This is a genomic window from Cyclobacterium amurskyense, assembly GCF_001050135.1.
GTDB classification, from domain to species: domain Bacteria; phylum Bacteroidota; class Bacteroidia; order Cytophagales; family Cyclobacteriaceae; genus Cyclobacterium; species Cyclobacterium amurskyense.
On the sequence record NZ_CP012040.1, the window covers coordinates 6,139,483 to 6,158,829 of the forward strand.

Annotated in this window: 15 protein-coding genes; 4 read left to right on the top strand and 11 right to left on the bottom strand. The window is 35.5% G+C overall.

All coding sequences use genetic code 11. The annotated features are described in order from the left end of the window. Positions 1-75 precede the first annotated feature (75 nt). Positions 76-1,134, bottom strand: a complete 1,059-nt coding sequence (locus CA2015_RS24310; RefSeq protein ID WP_048644247.1) for a FecR family protein — start codon at positions 1,132-1,134, stop codon at positions 76-78. A gap of 146 nt (positions 1,135-1,280) precedes the next feature. Continuing rightward, on the bottom strand, positions 1,281-1,892 hold the full coding sequence (locus tag CA2015_RS24315; RefSeq protein WP_084011967.1) for an RNA polymerase sigma factor: 612 nt from the start codon (positions 1,890-1,892) through the stop codon (positions 1,281-1,283). Positions 1,893-2,073: 181 nt separating this feature from the next. Here CA2015_RS24315 and CA2015_RS24320 point away from each other — a divergent pair, with 181 nt between their 5' ends. Both CA2015_RS24320 and CA2015_RS24325 read left to right on the top strand, forming a co-directional pair. After that, entirely contained in the window at positions 2,074-2,826 is a 753-nt protein-coding gene (locus CA2015_RS24320; protein ID WP_048644248.1) for an acyl-CoA desaturase, read from the top strand. 360 nt (positions 2,827-3,186) lie between these two features. Further along, entirely contained in the window at positions 3,187-3,555 is a 369-nt protein-coding gene (locus tag CA2015_RS24325) for a BlaI/MecI/CopY family transcriptional regulator (RefSeq protein ID WP_048644249.1), read from the top strand. A 111-nt stretch (positions 3,556-3,666) separates the two neighbouring features. On the opposite strand, the gene CA2015_RS24330 is transcribed toward CA2015_RS24325, so the two are convergent. From CA2015_RS24330 to CA2015_RS24355, 6 genes are all read right to left on the bottom strand, one after another. Continuing rightward, positions 3,667-5,070 (bottom strand): UDP-glucose 6-dehydrogenase, encoded by a 1,404-nt coding sequence (locus CA2015_RS24330; protein ID WP_048644250.1) that lies wholly within the window; start codon positions 5,068-5,070, stop codon positions 3,667-3,669. A gap of 795 nt (positions 5,071-5,865) precedes the next feature. Next, positions 5,866-6,621: a 3'(2'),5'-bisphosphate nucleotidase CysQ gene (gene cysQ / locus CA2015_RS24335; protein ID WP_157470594.1), complete on the bottom strand. Its 756-nt coding sequence runs from the start codon at positions 6,619-6,621 to the stop codon at positions 5,866-5,868. Between the two features lie 187 nt (positions 6,622-6,808). Then, entirely contained in the window at positions 6,809-8,068 is a 1,260-nt protein-coding gene (locus tag CA2015_RS24340; protein WP_048644251.1) for a sulfate adenylyltransferase subunit 1, read from the bottom strand. Positions 8,069-8,217: 149 nt separating this feature from the next. Next, positions 8,218-9,123, bottom strand: a complete 906-nt coding sequence (gene cysD, locus CA2015_RS24345; protein ID WP_048644252.1) for a sulfate adenylyltransferase subunit CysD — start codon at positions 9,121-9,123, stop codon at positions 8,218-8,220. Between the two features lies 1 nt (position 9,124). After that, a complete protein-coding gene (gene cysC / locus CA2015_RS24350; RefSeq protein ID WP_048644253.1) occupies positions 9,125-9,718 on the bottom strand; it encodes an adenylyl-sulfate kinase in 594 nt (197 codons plus the stop codon). 37 nt (positions 9,719-9,755) lie between these two features. Then, positions 9,756-11,513, bottom strand: a complete 1,758-nt coding sequence (locus tag CA2015_RS24355) for an SLC13 family permease (protein ID WP_048644254.1) — start codon at positions 11,511-11,513, stop codon at positions 9,756-9,758. A 602-nt stretch (positions 11,514-12,115) separates the two neighbouring features. On the opposite strand from CA2015_RS24355, the gene CA2015_RS24360 reads away from it, so the two are divergent. Together CA2015_RS24360 and CA2015_RS24365 are read left to right on the top strand one after the other, a co-directional pair. Further along, positions 12,116-13,063, top strand: coding sequence for a hypothetical protein (locus tag CA2015_RS24360; RefSeq protein ID WP_048644255.1), 948 nt, complete (start codon positions 12,116-12,118; stop codon positions 13,061-13,063). A gap of 151 nt (positions 13,064-13,214) precedes the next feature. Beyond that, positions 13,215-15,116 carry a beta-N-acetylhexosaminidase gene (locus CA2015_RS24365; protein WP_048644256.1) on the top strand — a complete coding sequence of 634 codons (1,902 nt, stop codon included), beginning with the start codon at positions 13,215-13,217 and terminating at the stop codon, positions 15,114-15,116. Between the two features lie 263 nt (positions 15,117-15,379). Here the strand turns inward: CA2015_RS24365 and CA2015_RS24370 are convergent, their stop codons facing one another. The 3 genes from CA2015_RS24370 to CA2015_RS24380 form a co-directional block, all read right to left on the bottom strand. Next, entirely contained in the window at positions 15,380-15,928 is a 549-nt protein-coding gene (locus CA2015_RS24370; RefSeq protein WP_048644257.1) for a CPBP family intramembrane glutamic endopeptidase, read from the bottom strand. Positions 15,929-16,057: 129 nt separating this feature from the next. Further along, the gene (locus tag CA2015_RS24375) at positions 16,058-16,495 is read right to left on the bottom strand and encodes an OsmC family protein (protein WP_048644748.1); all 438 of its coding nucleotides are present in this window, start codon (positions 16,493-16,495) and stop codon (positions 16,058-16,060) included. Positions 16,496-16,699: 204 nt separating this feature from the next. Then, positions 16,700-18,574 (bottom strand): DUF389 domain-containing protein, encoded by a 1,875-nt coding sequence (locus tag CA2015_RS24380; RefSeq protein WP_048644258.1) that lies wholly within the window; start codon positions 18,572-18,574, stop codon positions 16,700-16,702. Between the last annotated feature and the right edge of the window lie 773 nt (positions 18,575-19,347).

The window sequence follows — 19,347 nt, forward strand, 5'->3', positions numbered from 1 at the left end:
CCGCTTATTTCACTAAGCCTAACTACCACTTTTTGGGGAATAACCCCTCATTTTTAATTATTTATATGCATATTATTAAAATTTTAAGTGAATGTTTTTTCTGTTTATTTCGTAGTTAAAATTCTCAACGAAGGACATTCTGTCCAACACCAAATCAAGGTTTTGATTTTTATACTTCCCACTTAATTTCCATGTCTTCGATGGCTTACCAGTCACTTGAATATTAACACCATACCAACGCTCAAGACTTTTAATAACCTCATTGAAACCAGCATTCTTAAAAGAAAGCAGCCCGTCTTTCCAACCAATTGCTGTTTCGGAGGTAACTTTAGAAATTTTAAACGCTTTTTCCATTGGAATAAATTGCAGTTGCTGTCCAGGATTAAGTATATAGCTGCTATCCGCAGTCTTAGATTGAATCCTAACACTACCACTAAGTAGCGATACCAATATTTTTTCAGGGTCAAAAAAATTCACGTTAAATGATGTACCCAATGCCTCAGTTTCCAAATTGCCTGAAACCACTCTAAAAGGCCTTAAAGAATCTTTCTTAACCTCAAAATAACCCTCACCCAATAATATGACCTTTCTCTCAAGGGAGTCAAACTCTTCGGGAAATGTTAATTCGCTACCGGAATTTAACCAAACAGTTGATCCGTCTGGAAGCTTAAAATTTAATTTTTCCCCGGTATGAGTAGTCTTAGCAATTAAAGTTGGCACTGTCTCCTTAATTACTTCTACCGTTTCCTTCGATCCTAAAAACTGATTTAGTAAATAGCCAGAACAGCAGGTTAAAACTAAAATCACCGCTACTTTATACCACTGTTTAATGGTCAACCATGACTTTGTCTCCTTATAGTCAAACGGATATCGTGATATTTCAGATGAAACAGCTTGATCATTTGCTAAGACATTTTGCAAAACCCTTGACTTAACTCCCTGAGAAACATGAAGCGGCTCGTGTTGTAACCCTTGTAGCATCTCTCTGGCTTTCTTAACTTCCTGTATACTCTCAGGATGTACCTTCATCCAATTGTTCCAATACATATCCAACTCCTTATTAGGATGCAATACCCATTGTACAAATTCAGGGTTTGTTAATAACACTAGTGATGTTTCCTTTCTGTTAGTCATTTTCTAATACCTTCAACCACATAAGGCCCATAATGGCAAAATGACATCAATAATTTTTAAAAATTTGTTAAAAAAAATTCAATACTGTTTATAATGGAGCTTTGATCTTGTCAGAATAAATTTCAAAAAATGTAAAAATCATGAAGCTATTCCATGGAAGCTTTTAAGACTGAAAGCGCCTTATATACCAAATTCCGAGCAGATTTAACATGAGATAATTCCAACAATTCACTGATTTGAGTATAGTTCAGGTTTTGAAAATAAAAGTAATAAATGGCTTCCCTTTTTTTACCTGAAAGAAGACTTAAAGCCTTATTTAACTTTTCGGATTTTTCTTGTTCAATTTGTTGATCAATCAAAAAGTCCTCGTGAGAAAAGGTAATTTGAAAACCTTCAGAGTATTCCAAGGAAAAAGATATTTTTGATTTTTTCATCTCCTTAAAAACCTTCCTTCTCATGCATTTCATTAAATAAAACTTAATGCAATCAGTAGGTCCTAGGGACTTTCTCTTTTGTCTTAGGTATATGAAAATATCTTGCACACAATCTTCAATAAACTCCTGGTTTCCTGTAAGTTGAAACCCATAGTTAAAAAGCATGTTAAAATTTTCATTGTAAATCTTGATAAATGCCGCTTCGCTACCTTCTTTAAATTGCTGCCATAAGGTAGCATCACTAACCCTATAACTTCCATTTGAGCTTTTGTCCAAAGAAATCTTATTGGTAGTAAGTATGTTATTTGGGTTGGGTTTATTCATTATGCCGTAAAAGTATAATTTTCTTTTTATTAATTAAAAAGAATGCTCAAGTGGCCTAAAAATTCATTAAACGAAGTCGAGAAACATGAATATTATCACCTTTCATAAAAAATAATGCCAAGATTGCTTAATTAATGAAAATAGGATTTAATTTTACAGAGTATATCAAATTATATCTCAAGTGATTCTAATTATTTTCTTTCTATTGCATTGGTATTTCTCCCTGTTTTGCCAAAGTTTTTTCCTACATCGGTATGCTGCTCATCAAATGTTTGTGATGAATAAATATTGGGAAAAATTCTTTTATGTTTTCACCTGGCTTTGTCAAGGCAGTTCTTACCTTTCCCCACGTGCCTATGCTATTTTACACAGAATGCACCATGCGTACAGTGACACTCCTTTAGATCCTCATAGCCCACATCACACAGAAAATTTATTTACCATGATGTGGAAAACGAAAAAAATTTACAATGAACATTTTACCTTTAAGGTAAAGCCAGAAGAGAGATTTGCTAAAGACATTCCAGATTGGAATCGATTTGATCGCTTTGCGGATACTATGGGTATTCGAATTGGATGGGTTGTTGTATATTTTTTAATCTATGTACTTAGTATTAGCGTCTTCGAACTTCCGGGAACTTATTGGTGGATGTATTTTATGCTACCTATTCATTTTATGATGGGCCCCGTTCATGGAGCTATAGTAAACTGGAGTGGGCATAAATATGGTTATGCCAATTTTGACAATAACGATAAGTCTAAAAACTCATTGATACTGGATTTCCTTATGCTTGGTGAGCTTTTCCAAAACAATCATCATAGACTTCCTAAAAGAGTTAATTTCGCCGTAAAATGGTATGAGTTTGACCCAACTTATCCAATTGTAAAATTACTTCATGCCACAGGAATAATTAAACTTAAGTCGGTCAGCTAATCTTTAAAAAAAAGCAGGTAACTGCTTGCAAACAAAAAAGGAATTGACCTCGAACGTACAACTTTACTTTCTTAATCAACACATAAAAAATGGCTCCAATTATTTAAGCCATTATTAGGTATACGGAGGAGAATAAAACTGAGCAGAAAAAATGTGATCTTGAAATAAGATAAATAGCTTGTACCATATAATGCTAATTCCTATTGGCATTGAAAAAGGTCTCCAAATTATTAAAAAAGCTGAATTCTAAGGACTTTTATGAAAAAAGTAATGAAAAACGCCATGTTTTTTTTAAAAAGTATTGCAAATAAAAAACTAAATGGTTAAGTTCATAAAAAATCACCTACTTTAATAATCAATATGAGAGAACTAACAAGAGCAGAAGAGCAGATAATGCAGATTCTATGGGACATCGAGAAAGGATTTGTCAAAGATGTCCTAGAAAAAATGACCGCTCCAAAACCAGCGTACAATACTGTATCGACCATCATACGTATATTGGAAAGAAAAGGTTTTGTAAAGCACAAAGCGTATGGAAAATCTCATGAATATTACCCAATAGTTTCTAAAGACGAATACAGAAGCTTTACCATTAAAAATTTATTGACTGGGTATTTTAGTGGTTCTTTTGCCAACCTGGCCTCCTTTTTTGCCAAAGATGAACAATTAGACATTAAAGCTTTGGAAAAAATTATGGCTGAAGTAAAGGATGACGTAAAAGACAAATAATTCTTAACCGCATACTCTACATAATGAATCAAAAAAAGGTGAACGAATTCTCGTTCACCTTTTTTTTGATTCAGAACCGAACTATTCGGTAATATTTATATTTCTTTTGAATTAATTGTCATCTGCGGTTCCAATTGAATGAACCTGAAAACCAATTTCTTTCAATGCCTTCTTATCCATAATGTTTCTACCGTCAAAAACATGCGCAGGTTTTAACATATTATCATAGATTCGCTTCCAATCATAAGTTTTAAACTCGTCCCATTCAGTTAAAACTGCAATTGCATGAGCTCCTTCACATACCTTATAAGGATCACTACCCACACTTAAGGAAGCTTTGTTTTCTTCTGAACTGCGACTACCCAAATAATCCAAGTCAGAATATATTTGTTGTTCAGTCACTTTTGGATCATAAACAGACACCTTAGATTGCTCATTTAACAAGTGATCGGCTACATAAATAGCAGCAGATTCTCTGGTATCATTCGTGTCTTTTTTAAAGGCCCAGCCCAAAAAAGCGATTTTTTTACCACTTACGGTATTGTACAAATTCCTTATTACCTTTTTAGCAAAACGCTTTTTCTGGTGATCATTCATAATTATCACTTGCTCCCAATAATCCGCAACTTCGTCAAGACCATAAGAACGTGAGATATATACCAGATTCAAAATGTCTTTTTGGAAACAAGAACCTCCAAAACCAACTGATGCTTTAAGGAATTTAGGACCTATTCTTGAGTCTGTACCAATAGCTCTAGACACTTCATTCACGTCAGCTTCTGTATGTTCACAAAGCTCAGAGAGAGAATTGATAGAAGACACTCGCTGTGCAAGAAAAGCATTGGCGGTCAATTTCGATAACTCTGAAGACCATACATTGGTAGTAAGAATTCTTTCTTTCGGTACCCATCTGGCATAAACTTCAACCAAAGCATTGATTGCTTTTAATCCCTCTTCTGATTGGTCACCACCGATTAATACCCTGTCTGGTGCCATCAAATCATCTACAGCAGTTCCTTCTGCTAAAAACTCTGGGTTTGAAAGAATTTGAAAATTCATTCCATTTCCAGTATGTTTCAATATATCTTTTAAAGTACTGGCTGTTCTTACCGGTAGAGTGGATTTCTCAACAACGATCTTCTCTCCCTTAGCTACTCGGGCGATTTGCCTGGCACACAGTTCAATCCATTTCAAATCTGCAGCTTGACCTTTTCCTTCACCGTAGGTTTTGGTAGGTGTATTTACAGAAATAAAGATCATTTGAGCTTCATCAATTGCCTTGTCCACATCTGTGGAGAAAAATAGATTTCTTCCTCTAGCCTCTGCCACCACTTCAGGCAACCCTGGCTCATAAACCGGAATTTTTTCAACATCCTCATCATTCCAGGCTGCAATACGCGCCTCATTGATATCTACTACAGTTACCTTAATATCAGGACATTTTTTTGCAATAACGGCCATAGTTGGACCCCCAACGTAACCTGCACCTATACAACAAATACTTTGGATCTTCATTTCTTATAGTTTAAAACATTTATAAAATCAGGGTGGAGCTCACCTTACCCTATATTTCATTTATTAATAAAAATTATACAAAAATACTAAAATTTTAAATTCTAAATACTTTATCTACGAATTCGTTTCATTTATTTATACCAAGCTTCAAAAGCTAAAACCATTTCTTTCAAAATAAAAGGGCTCTTGGATATCTGATAAAAACCTTCATTCATGCAAACAAAATCATTATTAATTTTTAACCAAAAAGCAGTGTTTATGACAACAAATTTAAGCCTTCCAATTCAAAATTAAAATACGTAAAATTATCGTCAAAATTTCTAATTCCCTCAAAAGAAAGCTTACAAAAGTAAATAATCTCACTGGTTAATTAAGACTATATTCCAAATCATCCCAACGGATTCAAATACAAAATTAACTAGTTATCCAATACTTATTAAGAGAACAAGGAATTATACTTAAAACATCCCCTCAAAGCAATGCTTATTTCATCACACTCCTCCTTTAGCTGTAATATTGAAAAAGACCAATTTAATTTGGTGAATTTTAGGTAAATATATTATTAATTCTAATATTATTTCCAACAAAAATTAAAAATTTAACAAAAAACCAACTACCTTTTTTAAGAATTACTCTAATTATAGAAGAACGTATTTGTAAGTATTGTTTAAAATTAAGCGTCAGATTAAACTAAATTCGAAATGAAACACCTCTTAAAACAGTTAAAAGCTAATATTTTTAATAGTTCAGAGCTAAATTACAAAACCGGGTTTAGTTCACTTTGTCAAGAGAAAGTTAAGAAGCTATGAACCAAGGGTTCAAAAGATTTTCTTTATTATATTCCAAAGGTTCATCAACATCTACTTTCCTAATCTCATACCCTAAGGCAATTAACACCCCATGGGCGGCAGCAGTATCCCACTCCATAGTAGGTGCAAAACGAGGATAAAGTTGTGCCTTATTTTCGGCTATAAGCATGAATTTAAGTGAAGACCCCATACTGATAACTTCAGCATTGGGATATTTATCTATAACCTCCTGCGTTTCGGTACTCAGATGTGATCTAGAAGCCACAATAGAACTAACCGAGACATTTCCCTTTTGTTGTAATTCTTCAGTTTTTATTCCATCATTGGATTTCCATGCCCCTTGGCTATTCCCCCAATACATCCAATTTAATACTGGGGCATAAACAACCCCTAAGATGGGACGTCCCTCATGAATTAGGGCAATATTAACAGTAAACTCTCCATTCCTCTTCACAAATTCCTTGGTACCATCCAAAGGGTCTACCATCCAAAAATATTCCCAATCTTTTCTTTCTTGATAGGCAATATTTCTACCCTCTTCAGAAAGAATAGGTAGATCAGTACTGACGAGCAACTCACATATTTTTTTATGAGCTGCCAAATCAGCTTTAGTAAGTGGAGAGTCGTCATCTTTATAAGCAAGGCCAAAATCAGCACTTTCATAGATTTTCAGAATCTCTAGTCCAGCAGCTTTTGCTGCCACTAAGGCTATTTCCGTAAGGTGTTTTTCATCAATTTCCATGAAATTCTTTTAAAAGTAGAACTAAATACCTTACCAGAAATCAATTGGGCAAGGTTTGTGAAAAAATAAACTTATCAAGCTGAATCGCTTAGAAACAACCTGACAAGTTCTCCATTCTGTTTATATTTTAAGAAAAAATAAGGAATATCATTTAAGTAAATAGGCTTCACTTCTTTAAAACGCGTTTTTATATTACCATTCCAGCCGCCACAGTCTCGTTGGTATTTGGATCAATCAAAATAATTGAGCCTGTTTGCCTGTTTCTTCTGTATGCATCAAAAAACAAAGGTTTCGCAGAGCGAACACTAATTCTTGCAATATCATTCATGCCAATTTGATTGACTCCTTCTTCTCTATGTAAGGTATTAACATTCACTCTATACAGAATATCTTTCACCATCACCTGGCATTCCTGAGTAGTATGTTTTAGCAAAAGTTTTGTTCTTCCTGCTAAAGGCTTCGTACTCATCCAGCAAACCATTACATCAAGGTCCTGACTTACATTAGGCACATTATTCGGCCTTACCAGCATATCGCCTCTACTAATATCCAATTCATCCTCCAAAGTCATGGTAACGGACATTGGAGAGAAGGCTTCCTCTATAGGCTTACCATCCAACTCTATACTTTTAATTTTGGAGGTAAATCCTGTAGGTAAAACCTTTACTTCATCTCCTGGCTTAAATATACCACCTTCTACTCTACCTGCATAGCCTCTAAAATCCTGGTGTTCATGTGTGTGAGGCCTAATTACCATTTGTACAGGAAAACGGCAATCGATATGATTGAAATCCGAGGCAATATGTACATTTTCCAAAAGGTAAAGTAAAGTAGGTCCCTCATACCATTTCATATTGGTAGACCTGTCAACCACATTATCTCCATTAAGTGCGGAAATAGGCACAAAATGAACATCTTTAATCTCCATTTTACTAGCAAAGTCCTTGTAACTTTTTACTATCTTCTGGTAAACCTCCTCACCATAATCCACCAAATCCATTTTGTTTACACAAACGATTACATGTGGGATTTTCAATAAGGAAGCGATAAAGCTATGTCTGAAAGTTTGCTCCAATAAACCTTTTCTCGCATCAATTAAAATAATGGCAAGATTTGCAGTAGAAGCGCCAGTTACCATATTCCTTGTGTATTGAATATGTCCTGGAGTATCTGCAATTATAAATTTTCGCTTAGGGGTAGCAAAATACCTATAAGCTACATCAATAGTAATCCCTTGTTCTCTTTCAGACTTCAATCCATCTGTGAGCAAAGAGAGGTCTACATAATCAAATCCTTTTTTCTCGCTGGAAGTTTTCACTGCCTCAATCTGATCTTCAAAAATAGATTTTGAATCATAAAGCAATCTACCTATTAAGGTACTCTTTCCATCATCAACAGATCCTGCAGTGGTAAATCTCAACAATTGATTGGTTTCCTGTATGCTCATATTGTATGTATACTATTTCACTAGAATTTTTTTATTAATCTCATTTCTGCCGAATATTCTGATATAAACGCTTATTCACCCTAAAAGCGCGTGAATTAAATATCAAAAGCATATCCTTACATCGGCTGGGATATAATGGTTATTTAATCCTAAAAATAACCACTCTTCTTCCTGTCCTCCATGGCCGTCTCCCCTCTTTTATCATCTGCTCTTGTACCTCTTTCGGTAGTTCTTGTAGTCGCTACTTCAGCAATGATTTTATCTAGGTCATCAGCATCAGATTCTACCGCCCCAGTAATGGGCATATCTCCACAGGTTCTGTACCTTACCGTTAAATTCTTTATTTCTTCATTAGGTTTTAACTGGATAAAGTCCGATTTGGCTAATATCACACCGTCTCTTACCACACAATCTCTTTGATGAGAGAAATACAAAGATGGTAATGCTATGTTTTGGTATTGGATGTATTGCCATACATCCATTTCAGTCCAATTTGATATTGGGAACACCCTAAAATGCTCTCCCATATGTTTTTTACCATTGAACAAGTTCCATAATTCTGGTCTTTGATTTTTTGGATCCCATTGTCCAAACTCATCTCTATGAGAGAAAAATCTTTCTTTTGCACGTGCCTTTTCCTCATCTCTTCTAGCACCACCCATGGCAGCATCTATTTTATTTTCCTCCAGAGTATCTAGCAAAGTGACTGTCTGTAAAGCATTCCTGCTGGCATTTGCCCCAGTTTCTTCTCTTACTTTACCTTCATCTATACTTTTCTGAACCGATCCAACAATAAGTTGCACCCCAAGGTCTTTCACCAACTCATCCCTAAAGGCGATGGTTTCAGGAAAGTTATGTCCTGTATCAATATGGATAAGAGGAAAAGGAATTCTGGATGGATAAAAGGCTTTTTTAGACAAATGAGCCAAAACGATGCTATCCTTACCCCCTGAAAACAACAAGGCTGGTTTTTCAAATTGAGAAACAACTTCTCTAATAACAAAAATTGCCTCTGCCTCTAACTCTTCCAGATGGGATAAATAGTATTGTGCCATATCAAATTTTTATTTTTTTATTTATTTTTTGTACTAATCTTGCTACTGCATCTTCCATTTTTTCCTCTGCAGTATTCACTACGGCAAATGGAGACAATGGTGGTTCATAAGGTGATCCAATTCCTGTAAGGTCCTTAATCAGTCCTTGTCGGGCTTTCTTATACAAACCTTTGACATCCCGTTCTTCACATATGCTTAGGGGGCAATTCAAGTAAATTTCCAAGAAATTCTCCTCTCCAACCAATTCCTTTATCATGTCCCTATCTGAGACAAAAGGTGATATAAATGCCGAAATCACTATCAACCCTGCATCCAACATTAAATTTGCTACTTCCCCTATCCTTCGGATATTTTCTACCCTGTCCTTGTCACTAAATGTAAGGTCTTTATTCAATCCCGTCCTTACATTATCCCCATCCAAAAGGTAGGTATGGTAGCCCATTCTATAAAGCGCATCTTCCGTTGCATTGGCTAAAGTAGATTTTCCAGAACCCGACAATCCCGTAAACCAAATTAATCTTGGTTGCTGACCTAGGGCCTTTGCTCGGTGTTCTACTTTCACCTTAAATACAGATGGATGAATGTTTTCACGCATATGGAAAATGAAATTAACGCTACTCTATTTATATAAATTAAAGGTAATACCAATTAATAAAACACAATACCACTACAGTATAGATCAAAGTAAGTGGAAAGCCAATAATAAAATAATCTCTAAACTTATAATTCCCAGGACCCATTACCATCAAATTGGTTTGGTATCCTATTGGAGTCATAAAATCACCTGATGCGGCAAACGCTATTGCCACAAAGAAGGGGGTCAAAGGCTGTTCCAATTGGTTGCCCAGTTCCAATGCGATTGGAAACATAATAGACACAGCAGCTGCATTGGTAATCAAACTTGTTAAAATCAAAGTCATGACAAACAATAGCACCAAGGCTAGCATCACTCCCGACCCTTCTGTTAATTGAATCAATAGGTTTACCAACACACCGGCCGCACCTGAATTATTTAATGCCAACCCCAAAGAAAGCGAACAAACTAGAATCAACAAAAGATCCAAATCAACAGCCTTCTTTAAAGTTTGCAAATTTAACACTTTAAATAGATACAGGGTAAGAATTCCTGCAAAAGCTGCTATAAAAAGATCTATCCATCCGATAATCCCAGTAAACAACACCGCTAAAGCCAAAAAAGAGGGAAGTCTTTTTAAATTTCCTCTATCAACACTTATTTCACCCCTTAGGGTAACTATGATTAAATCCTTATAATAGTCATTCCTATTGTGATCTTTTCCTGTCAACATTAGGAAAAGATCCCCAGCATGCACTTTGGTTTCACCAATATTCCCCTTCAGTTGAGTACCATTTCTATGAATAGATATAATTGACCCCTGGTATTTGTTTCTAAAATCACTGTCTTTAACCTTTAGACCTATCAATGATGAAGAGGTAGGCACCACTGCTTCTGTCAATTGAAAGAAACCATAATTTGACACATGCCCATCTTCCGGTAAACTTAAGCCATTCTCCTCTTGGATAAGTTTTAAAATAGCTTCGGAATTTCCGGCAAAAAAAAGCTTATCTCCTTCCTGTAATATTTCATTTGGCCCCACTGGTGAAATCTCCTTTTTCCCTCTTCTGATTTCAGCAAGGAATATTTCTTTTAACTGTCTTAAACCAGCCTCCTTTACAGTTTTTTCATGCATACTTGAACCTATAGGCAGATAGGTTTCAACCAAATATTCATTCAAATGATCAATTACCTCACTTTTGTTTTCTTCCCTCGAGGGCAATAAATAATTGGAGGCAATACTTAAATAAACCATGCCTATACTGGCTACCAAAATACCCAAATAAAGAAAATCCTCGAAGCCCAATAAGGGATAACCAAACTGACTAATCAGGCCATTTAATACCAAGTTTGTTGAAGTACCAACCACTGTAATCATTCCTCCTAGAATAGTGGAATAGGAAAGCGGAATTAGAAATTTCGAAGCGGGGAATTTATTGGTTTTGGTCCATTCTTTTACATAAGGTATCATGAATGCCACCACCGGAGTATTATTCAAAATCGCGGAAAGGCTACTTACCAACAACATTAGCCTCAACCTAAAAGTACCAGGCTTTAATTTTTGACTAAAGATTTTAAAAAAAAATCCTGTCCCTATATTTTGTTGAATTCCGGATGTCAAGCCAATCAGTAGAAATATAACGATGATTTGTTTATTGGCTAAGCCCATCAGAAATTCTTCCGGGCTAATTATTTGCAATACAAGCAATAAAAATACAGCACCCAAAAAGGCAAAAGAGGGCCTCAACAGGTCCTTGTACAAAACAATGACCAAGATGATTACAATCGATATGGTTATCAGACCAGATGAGAACATAAAAATTTAAATTTGTTGATCATTGCTTCGCCTGATAGGCCATAAATTTTAAAGGGAAATTTCAATTATAAATATCCTCAATAACATTCTTGGTTTTTGAGAAGTAAATAACTGTTGTGTCTACCTTAATTTTTCAAAGGTAATGAATTTGTGATTTCGGTAATTCAAAGGCAAAGGTTCAACTACTATTTTTAAAACCCTAAGCACTTTCGATAATCGAAATATAAAAGTAGTAGCACAAACAGGTAATTCAAAATTTTTAGATGATTATAAATTCTACCCAAGATTATAATTTAGATCGGCCGAAAACCTTTACATTCATCTTTAGCCTTCCAAATTGATAGGGAAACTATGGTTTTACAAAGAGAAAGGTATTATTTGTAATTAAAAAACAATAGAAAATAATTATTTACAGCAATAAAAGAAGGCTGTCAACGCGCTCAAAAATTATTTTTTTTCTTAAATCAGGCTGATTTTTTCTTGTAAAAAGTTTTCCCGCCCCTCCATTAAAGGGTTATTCAACAACTTCACCATTATAATGTCCTGAAATTTTCAAATATTTAATTGTTTAAATTTTACTGGCAAATTATTACCTTTCCCAAATGAAAACATCAGTATTTTTCCTTTTTGTAGTAGTAGCAAGCACCATTTTATCTTCTTGTACAAGTGAAGAAAATGCTTCGTTCAATTTTATGGCCATCGGAGATGTCCCATATCACCTCCCTGAAGATTTTGAAAGATTCGATCGCATGATCGCTCAAATCAACAAAGACAAACCAGCATTTACTCTACATGTGGGAGATATTAAATCTGGCCATATTCCTTGCTCAGATGAGTACTACGAAAAAATAAAAGGATACTTCGACTCCTTTGATGAAGCCTTGATCTATACACCAGGTGACAATGAATGGACAGATTGTGATAGGGAGTCTTGTGGCAGCTATGTTCCTGAAGAAAGACTGGATAAATTAAGACAGTTGTTTTTCTCAAATGACTTTAGTCAAGGGGGGCGACCTATTGAACTATTAAGACAAAATAAAACTGAAGGCTTTGAAAAGTTCGCTGAAAATTCAACCTGGCAAAAATCTGATGTGACATTTGGAACTTTACATGTTATTGGTTCAAACAATAACTTTGACAGCGGAAAAGGTGCCTTAAACGATGAGTTTTATGAAAGAGAATTAGCAAATAATTTTTGGTTAATCTCTCTTTTTGAAGCAGCAAAGAAAAACAATAGCAATGGCCTAGTATTAGTATTACACGCTGGCTTAAACTATAACAACAAGGACGAAAACAATGGCCACGCAAGTTTCGTCACATTACTTAGGCAGCAAGTGCAGGATTACGATAAACCAGTTCTGCTTCTTTATGGGGATCACCACCGTTTCATGGTGAATCAACCTATGAGAGATAATAACGGCAAAACTTTGACAAATTTCACCGCTGTACAGGTATTTGGAGACAATGACATTCATGCAGTTAAAATCAATGTCTCTCCAGATAATACCAATTTATTTAGTATTGACCCATTCTACATTAAAGGCAACTAAATACAGATTCTATTTTTTAAATAATCATTCAGGTAAGCTAAACCAACTGTAGAATTAAAATATTTTCACATATATCATCATGTTAATCAATTTTTTTATTTAACTTTCCTTTCTTTAACATAAAAACAAGGTATTAAATAATTGTATTATCATGTATAGATTCCTAATTCTAACCAGCTCTTTTTTGGTTTTATTTGCCTTAAATATCCAAGCGCAAAACCTAACTATAATCCCCTTGCCCGAATCCATTCAAATGGGTGATGGTCAATTGGTATTAAGACAGGGTACCATTATTGCAGCATATAGTGATGACACCAGAAAATCTGCAACCATTTTCAACGAGCTATTAGAGACTAAAGCAGGATTTCGTTTACCAATAAAAATGGCAACACCACAAAGCGAGGTGGCCATTGTCCTTGAGGAAGTTAAAAATCCGGAAAATGATGAAGGTTATTCTTTACAAATTGACAACAAATATGTCATAATAAAAGGCTCCTCTAAAGGCATATTCTATGGTCTACAATCTCTTTTTCAATTAATTGAAATAAATAATGGCCAGGTGACAGTACCCCAATTGAAGATAGCCGATGCCCCAGCTTTCGGATATAGAGGAATAATGTTAGATGTTTCGAGGCATTTTTTTAGCACTGACCAAGTTAAAAAAATAATTGATTTGATGGGTCAGCTAAAATTAAACACCTTGCATTGGCACCTAACAGACGATCAAGGTTGGCGTTTAGAGATCAAAAAACACCCAAAACTTACTCAGGTAAGTGCATGGAGAGATTCTACTATTATTGGTCAATACTATGATTTCAAACCATTTGTTTATGATGGTCAACCACACGGAGGATATTACACTCAGGAGGAAGCAAAAGAAATCGTAGCCTATGCTGCGGAAAGAAAAATTACAGTCATTCCTGAAATAGAACTTCCTGGTCACAGTTCTGCAGTACTGGCTGCTTATCCGGAACTTGGAAGTTTTGATACTTTTGAAGGAATGGGTACCGGTACTATAGCTGCCGTAAATGAAAATGGAAAGGAATACGACAACGATATAAACCAAGAAGTCCCTGGATTTTGGGGTGTTCATTATAATATCTATGGTCCAACTCCTAAAGCTTTTGCCTTTTTGGAAGATGTCCTTACTGAGGTAATGGAAATTTTCCCTAGTGAGTACATCCACATTGGAGGAGATGAAGTACCTAAAGACCATTGGAAGACCTCTGAGATTGCTCAAAAGGTAATCAAAAAAGAAAAATTAGCGGATGAACATGAACTTCAAAGCCATTTCATTCATCAAATTGAATTGTTTCTTAATAAAAACAATAGAAAACTGATTGGCTGGGATGAGATATTAGAAGGAGGACTTGCCCCAAATGCTACCGTTATGAGCTGGAGAGGAGAAAAAGGTGGCATTCAAGCAGCCAAAATGGGACACGATGTTATCATGACCCCCAATAGCCACATGTACTTTGACCACTCACAGGCAGCTGATAAAACCACAGAACCTTTGGCAATAGGTGGATTTTTACCTTTAGAGAAAGTTTATAGCTATTCCCCTATTCCAAATGAATTAACCAAAGAAGAAGCTAAGCATGTCTTGGGTGTACAAGCCAATTTATGGACTGAATACATCCCTAGTGTTAACAAAATGGAATATTTTTTATTCCCAAGAGCCTTTGCTTTGGCTGAAGTTGCTTGGACTAAAGCGGGTAATAAAAATTTCGATTCCTTTAGCCTTGAGAGATTACCCAAAAGACTTCTTAACCTGGAAGAAAAAAACGTATTTTTCAGGATTCCAGAAGCAAAAATAAATGTTAGCACAGACCCAACAAGCGGTAGACATATAGTAGAAATCCACCCAATGGTAGAAAATGCTACAGTCTATTACACTTTTGACGGGCATAAAGCCGACCAAACAGCTTTGCTTTACACATCTCCTATTTTAGCGCCAATTGCTGGAGAAGACCAAAAACCGCTCACTCTTCGCTATGTTACCATCACTCCAGGAGGCAGGAGTAGTAATGAATTTAGCTTTCCTTTGGAATAATTATACCATGCAAAATCTATTGAATCAGCTACACTTGAAATAAGCAATAGTCCTAATGATAAGTAATGGATATGGGAAACTCTAGCACAGAGTTTCCCATATCCTTATCCCACCTAAAACATTTAGCACAGGTCATCGTTATTCTTGCTTTTTCTCTGTGTTAACACTGCCAAAATCTGGATTTTAATTAGGTTTTAGACTTTATATTTTTCCGTATCTTCAATTCTGACTCGAATCGACAATTGGTATAAAAAAATAGATTTTTAGGACTTTTTTATTGCTATCCAATAAAGTAAAATGGCATCAAAAACGGAATGAGCAATTATGGCTGATAAAATCCCGTATTTTTCGAAAAGAATTCCTAAAACGGCTATAAAAAAAATCATTACAAATCCATATACGCTTATTCTCCAATTCCACGGATTGAGGTAACCGTGAATTAAAACAAAAAGCACTGCGGTCACCCAAAGTCCCAACAATGGCTGAATACCAGCCCTAAACAAGAGTTCCTCTCCCACTCCAGCACACATTGAAATAAAAACAATTCCTTTTATTGTCCATGGCCAGGTATTGATGAGTGCATTGTATTTTTGCTTCTCTATTCTAAAAAAAGGGGCATTGATGATTTTTAGGGCTATAAAAGCACCAATAATTCCTGAGACTAATCCTGAAATCAATTGCACAAATAGGGACCGATGCCCCTCAAACAGCTCCATCAAAGTGATTTCTTGAAAGAAATACACCAAGGAGAGTCCAGCCAAACCAAAGCCTAAAAGGGTGATCCACCCCAGCATTGCCATTTTTTTATTCATACACTTAATTTGCCTCCGAATTACTCGATAACTTTACCAATAATTATAATGATTAGGTAATAGGGAAATAAAAAAGTGCCAAAAAGAAACTCTTTGGCACTTTCCAAACATAAATTTAAAATTAAATGCTTAGGAATTAAAAGTAATATTCAATGAAATAGGAACTGAACTTAAAGCCTGGCTAATCGGGCAACCTTCTTTGGCTGCATTGGCCAACTCTATAAATTGCTTTTCATCCATACCTGGAACTTTCCCTGTAAGGTTAAGTACTATCCCTGTAATGGCAAATCCCGCATCACCTTTTTCGATAGTAACAGTAGCGGTAGTATTTAATTCCTCAGCTTCCAAATCTTTTCCAGCGATTTGAAAACTTAATGCCATATTGAAACATCCCGCATGGGCTGCCGCTATCATTTCTTCAGGGTTGGTTCCTTTAGTACCATCCTCATTTTCAAATCTGGTTTTGAAACTATAAGGTGACTTATCAAAAAATCCGCTTGGTGAAGACAATGTTCCACTGCCATCTTTACCGGATCCCTTCCAAATTGCTGTTGCTTTTCTTTTCATCTTTTTAGGTATTGATTGGTTTAAAGTTTGTTCTTTAATTTCAATATTCAATGTATTAATTATCTGTCAGAAATGCTAAAACTATTGTAGCGTGGACTTGGGAATTTGTATTATCAGATTAATGATTTGAAGCTCAACTTAAATGCTATTCAGAGAAGATCTTTGAAATCCATTTTAATTTTTCTCCTATCAAAAGCAGAAGGATCACTCGACCTTCATTGCCACCGTTATCTCCAAGACCACCTTGTCACCTACAATATTTTCAATTTCATTTTTTATATTTTCCAGCTCAGTTTTGTCAAGAGGTTTATCTGCTACAATTTTTACAGTTAAGCGCATAGGCTTAATATTTCGCACAGAAACATCTCTCAAAACAACACCATTAGTCGTGTACCCATTTAATTTGGATAGGATATTGTTTTCCCTTACCATGTCCATAAAACCAAAAAACAAAGGAAGACTTACCAAACCAACAACAACCAAGGAATAGAGAATCCCCCGTCTTGCCAGACGGAATGGACTAAATCCCAATAGCAAAAATGTCATAGCTGCAGCCATTACCATGCCTGCAAGGTTGGTTAAAAACAAGAGAAATGCTCCTCGAAAAATATCCCATTCCATCCATCCTAATCCTATACCTGATACTGCTAAAGGCGGCACCAATGCTACCGCTATTGCTACACCTGCCAAGGTTTTAGAGATTTCTGATTTAGCACTCGCATATGCACCAGCTATTCCAGAGCCAACAGCAATTCCTAAATCCAATAAATTAGGTCTTACCCTCGCCATAATCTCGTCATTGGCAATATTTAACGGAGTGAGCCATGTGATAAATATGGCACACAAATAACCCAATAGAACACCCCAACCTATTGTCTTGGAGCTATTAACTATTAAGGTGCGGTCTTGTCTCAAAACACCCATAGAAAGAGATATAATCGGCGCCATTAAAGGGGCTAATATCATGGCCCCGATAATCACAGGAGCAGAATTACCAAAAAGCCCTAATGTCGCAATTAGGGTCGCCAATAGCATCAGTACAAGGTATACGCTCGAAGTGATAGAACTTGATCTTAAGCTAGAAAACAGGTCTTTAAATTCCTCTGTTGTTGCATGATTTATAAGTGGAAGTTTTCTTTTTAATAATTCCTTTCTTGCATCCCCCTTAGGCAGGGCTTCAACTTTATACACATCATCACTCCCACCTTTATTCTCAATATTTAACTTTTGCCCAGGCAGCATATTTAAGGCACCTTTTCCTATTTCTATCTGCAATTTCTCGGTGGACAATAGCACACCATCCTGGGAATAATTTATAGGCTGGTCTCCAGTTATTGTTATGGACGAAGTTTTAATATGAGCTGCAAAAGGCGGTAATTTTCTATTACTGTTTGTTCTAAATAAACTGTTAAGTCCAAACCAGAACAAACCACTAATACTTTTAGGAGCTAAAATAAAGGCATGTAACTTCCCATCATTAATTACTGAATGCTCGAGTATTTTCTTACTTATCAAGCTACTCTGAGCGTGGTGAACGATGATTAGACCAATGGCCGCTGTGTTAATTTCATCTTGATTCTCTGCTTTGATATTGAAACCAACCAATTTAGTGCTCCAAAAAAGTTTGAAAAAATAACTTAACCTCTGCCAAAATCTTTGAAAACCAAACCTAGCAACTGAGCTACTCATTAGACTCAGTGATTCTCCTATTAGTATGGTATTAAAAACTGGTACCCCATTCGCTTCAAGAACATCTACTTTGGACACTTTCTCCTCAAGTAGAATATAAGCAATATTATCCTCAAGGCTGGATTTCACGCCAAACCCTTTAATCCCATGGATCATTTTAGGGTGTGGTAGAAGTGCTATTTCTAGATTTCTTTTAATCGCGATAAGAAGAAATGACTTTAATTGTTCATCAGAAAGAAAAGTTACAACCTGTTCATCCTCCTCAATTTCCTCAATAAAAGCTTCAGTATAAGGATAGCTTGCCCTTAAATTTGAACCAAATTCAGGCAAAATGTCATTTTGCACTGAATCCTCTTCATTACTATCATAAATTAATATTCTGCTTTTCATTTATCATTTCTTAATATTATTTAAAAACAGCTATTCCTTAATCTGGGTTAACCCGGATTATGTAATAGAATTTCTCCGCCCTGACAATGTCAGGGGTAAAGCCTGTCCCGTGTTTACGGGAAGTTTTGCTATCGCAAGAAAATCAGGCTGTTTGGAGATTTTAGCATAGCACCGCTATGGTGAAATTGAAAACAGCAAAGATTGGGTATTTTAAAGCGATTTCAGCACGCAATAGAATGGCTATTGCATATTTCGGGTTTTATCTCTTTTCAATGTACCAATTCTTCAAAATTGATAATTCTTTCAATAGGCAATGCTTTTGTTTTCCAGCTTGATTTCCTATACCAAGAACCCATCCAAAGATAACTTAGAAAAGTCAATTTAATACCCTTTCATCCAATCCTGAATGAGCCAGACCCATATCTTAATAAAAACAATCTAAAAGCAGGTTCTAAATTGATTTTAAGGTAATTTTTACATTTTTTTGAAATATTTTTGAATTGCCATTTTCAAGACCAATTGATCGTGTAAATTCAATTCAAATCCTCTATTCCCTGCTTGAGCGGCCTCTTATCTCTCATTAAACTTGATATTAACTGGCTTGGAATTGAGGATAAAAACCTAAAACTAAGCAGTTTAAAAACGGAATTATTATAAATGGTGGTACCTCTCAAAATTCCTATTGATTATCAAGGAAAACATTTCATTTTTCAAATAATTAAAATTCAAAATCCGCCTGAACTGACAATGTACCCATAAAGTAAAAAAATCAA

Bases quoted from the DNA above. Each gene is read 5' to 3' on its own strand.
- CA2015_RS24310 (WP_048644247.1), bottom strand. From the start codon at position 1,134: ATGACTAACAGAAAGGAAACATCACTAGTGTTATTAACAAACCCTGAA.
- CA2015_RS24315 (WP_084011967.1), bottom strand. From the start codon at position 1,892: ATGAATAAACCCAACCCAAATAACATACTTACTACCAATAAGATTTCT.
- CA2015_RS24325 (WP_048644249.1), top strand. From the start codon at position 3,187: ATGAGAGAACTAACAAGAGCAGAAGAGCAGATAATGCAGATTCTATGG.
- CA2015_RS24330 (WP_048644250.1), bottom strand. From the start codon at position 5,070: ATGAAGATCCAAAGTATTTGTTGTATAGGTGCAGGTTACGTTGGGGGT.
- cysQ (WP_157470594.1), bottom strand. From the start codon at position 6,621: ATGGAAATTGATGAAAAACACCTTACGGAAATAGCCTTAGTGGCAGCA.
- CA2015_RS24340 (WP_048644251.1), bottom strand. From the start codon at position 8,068: ATGAGCATACAGGAAACCAATCAATTGTTGAGATTTACCACTGCAGGA.
- cysD (WP_048644252.1), bottom strand. From the start codon at position 9,123: ATGGCACAATACTATTTATCCCATCTGGAAGAGTTAGAGGCAGAGGCA.
- cysC (WP_048644253.1), bottom strand. From the start codon at position 9,718: ATGCGTGAAAACATTCATCCATCTGTATTTAAGGTGAAAGTAGAACAC.
- CA2015_RS24355 (WP_048644254.1), bottom strand. From the start codon at position 11,513: ATGTTCTCATCTGGTCTGATAACCATATCGATTGTAATCATCTTGGTC.
- CA2015_RS24360 (WP_048644255.1), top strand. From the start codon at position 12,116: ATGAAAACATCAGTATTTTTCCTTTTTGTAGTAGTAGCAAGCACCATT.
- CA2015_RS24365 (WP_048644256.1), top strand. From the start codon at position 13,215: ATGTATAGATTCCTAATTCTAACCAGCTCTTTTTTGGTTTTATTTGCC.
- CA2015_RS24370 (WP_048644257.1), bottom strand. From the start codon at position 15,928: ATGAATAAAAAAATGGCAATGCTGGGGTGGATCACCCTTTTAGGCTTT.
- CA2015_RS24375 (WP_048644748.1), bottom strand. From the start codon at position 16,495: ATGAAAAGAAAAGCAACAGCAATTTGGAAGGGATCCGGTAAAGATGGC.
- CA2015_RS24380 (WP_048644258.1), bottom strand. From the start codon at position 18,574: ATGAAAAGCAGAATATTAATTTATGATAGTAATGAAGAGGATTCAGTG.